We start from the raw sequence: 2,433 nt of genomic DNA, 5'->3' as shown, positions 1-2,433 counted from the left end.
CCCCACGCCGCGGTGGCGTAGCGCCGGGCCGCGCGCCGGACGTAGCTTTGTGGCCCGTCGGCGACGCTGGCGGTTTCCGTTTTGCCGATTGACTGCATGGCCGACGCCTTACCCATTCGCGTGCTGATTGTGGAGGACGAGCCCCTCTACGCCGACCAGCTGGAGCTGCACCTGGAGCGGCTGGGCTACGAGCCGGTGGGGCCGGCGGCTAACGCCCGCACCGCGCTGGCCTTGTTTCGGGCCGAAGCTGTCGATTTAGCCCTGCTCGACGTGCAGCTGCGCGGAACGATGGATGGCATTGAACTGGCCGCCGAGCTGCTGGCCCTGCGGCCCGTGCCGCTGCTGTTCCTGACTTCCTGCGCCGATGATGAGACATTTGCCCGCGCCCGCCCGCTGGGCCCGGCCGCCTACCTTATAAAGCCCGTGGCCCCCGATGCCCTGCAACGCGCCATGGCCCTGGCCGTGGATGGCTTTATGGCCCCGCCCGCGGCACCCGCCGCGGTGCCATTCGAAACTGTAGTCAACCGCCATGCGGCCCTCTTTGTGAAGGAAAATGGCCTGCTCGAAAAGATTCTGCTCGACAGCATTCGCAGCGTGGAAGCCAGCGACAAATCGTGCCGCCTGGTGCTGGCCGGGCGCGTGGTGCAGGTGCGTATGCCGTTGCGCGAGCTGGTGCGCCACCTGCCCGCCGACCGCTTCGTGCAGATTCAGCGCAGCTATTTCGTCAACCTCGACTACATAGAGCGGCTCGACCCGGTGCGCCACCTCGTGCAGGTGGGTGAGCAGCTGCTGCCCGTGAGCGAAACCTACCACGCAGAGCTGCTGCGCCGCCTGCGCACGCTGGGGTAGGGGGCGGGCTGGGCCCGCTTCGCGCCGATGCCCCATCTTTGCCGCATGACTTCCCGCCTCCTGCTCCTGGGCGCTGGCCGCTCGGCCTCGTCCCTCATCCAGTACCTGCTGCGCCACGCGCCCACCGAAAACTGGTTTCTGACCGTGGCCGACGTGAACCCGGCCCACCTCGCGCCCGTGCTGGCCGCGCACTCGCAGTACGCCCGCGCCGTGCCCTTCGACCTGGCTAACGAAGCGCAATTAGAAGAACTGGTGAGCCAGGCTGATGCCGTGATTTCGATGCTGCCCGCCACGCTGCATCCGGTGGTGGCGCGGGCCTGCGTGCGCCAGGGCCGCCACCTGGCCACGGCTAGCTACGTGAGCCCCGAGATTCGGGCGCTACACGACGACGCGCAGGCCGCCGGCGTAACGCTGCTCATGGAATGCGGGCTCGACCCGGGCCTCGACCATATGTCGGCGATGCGGGCCATTGCCCACATCCGGCAGCGCGGGGGCGTTATCACCAGCTTCAAAAGCTACTGCGGCGGCTTGCTGGCCCCGGCCGCCGAGGGCGACAATCCCTGGAAATACAAGTTCACCTGGAACCCGCGCAACGTGGTGCTGGCCGGCCAGAGCACGGCCAAGTTTCTCGAAAACGGTCGGCCGCGCTTTATTCCGTACCAGCAATTATTTGCCCGCACCGAAACCCTGACCGTGCCCGGCTACGGCGAGTTTGAGGGTTACGCCAACCGCGACTCACTGAGCTACCGCGCACCGTACGGGCTCGACGACATTCCGACCATTCTGCGCGGTACGCTGCGCCGGCCGGGCTACTGCGCCGCCTGGCACGCGCTGGTGCGCCTGGGCCTCACCGACGACAGCGTGAACATCGACAACCCGGAAACCCTGACCTGGGCCCAGCTGGTGGAAGCCTACCTGCCCGCCTCGCTCATTCCGCATCTCGATGTGGCCCAGCGTACCGCGGCCTACCTCGGCCTGAACCCCACCGGCGAAGAAATGGGCCGCCTGCACTGGCTGGGCCTGTTTTCGGGCCGGCCAGTGGGCCGTGCCCACGCCACACCCGCCCAGTTGCTGGAGCACCTGCTGGCCGAAAAATGGCAGCTCCAGCCCCACGACCACGACCTGATTGTGATGCAACACCTGTTCGAATTTGAACTGGATGGCCACACACACCGTCTCACCTCGTCGCTGGCCGTGGTGGGCGACGATACCACGCACACCGGTATGGCCAAAACCGTGGGCCTGCCCTTGGGCATGGCCGTGCGCCGGCTGCTGCGCGGCGAGGTGCCCCAGCGCGGCGTCCTCATCCCGGTGAATGCCGACCTCTACGAGCCCATTCTGGACGAGCTGGCGGCTGATTACGGCATTCGTTTTCAAGAGGAAGAAGCCTAGCCCGAAAGATGGGGCAATACGCGGACGGCAACGGGCGTTGGCGCGCGGCATGAAAGCACTTCGGGCTTATTTAGTACTGCGCGGTAAGCTGCTGCTGCGGCTGCTGCGCGAGATTGGCTGGCTGCGGCTGGCGCTGCTGTTGCCCATCGTGGCCGTTGCGCTGGGCCGGACGCTGGTGCTGGCCGCCCGGCA

2 protein-coding genes are annotated in these 2,433 nt (G+C 67.1%); both read left to right on the top strand.

Annotated features, from left to right (window positions below):
- The first annotated feature begins 96 nt into the window (after positions 1-96).
- Positions 97-849 carry a LytR/AlgR family response regulator transcription factor gene (locus tag ACYVDE_RS20320; RefSeq protein WP_460503359.1) on the top strand — a complete coding sequence of 251 codons (753 nt, stop codon included), beginning with the start codon at positions 97-99 and terminating at the stop codon, positions 847-849.
- Between the two features lie 45 nt (positions 850-894).
- Positions 895-2,241 carry a saccharopine dehydrogenase family protein gene (locus ACYVDE_RS20315; RefSeq protein WP_460503358.1) on the top strand — a complete coding sequence of 449 codons (1,347 nt, stop codon included), beginning with the start codon at positions 895-897 and terminating at the stop codon, positions 2,239-2,241.
- Positions 2,242-2,433: the final 192 nt, after the last annotated feature.

This window comes from Hymenobacter agri (genome assembly GCF_054778495.1).
The sequence above is the reverse complement of the archived record's forward strand: the minus strand, read 5'-3'. Positions and strand labels throughout refer to the sequence as shown.

What these genes read in the sequence shown, in the direction of transcription:
- ACYVDE_RS20320 (WP_460503359.1), top strand. Translation starts at nt 97, where the DNA reads ATGGCCGACGCCTTACCCATTCGCGTGCTGATTGTGGAGGACGAGCCC.
- ACYVDE_RS20315 (WP_460503358.1), top strand. Translation starts at nt 895, where the DNA reads ATGACTTCCCGCCTCCTGCTCCTGGGCGCTGGCCGCTCGGCCTCGTCC.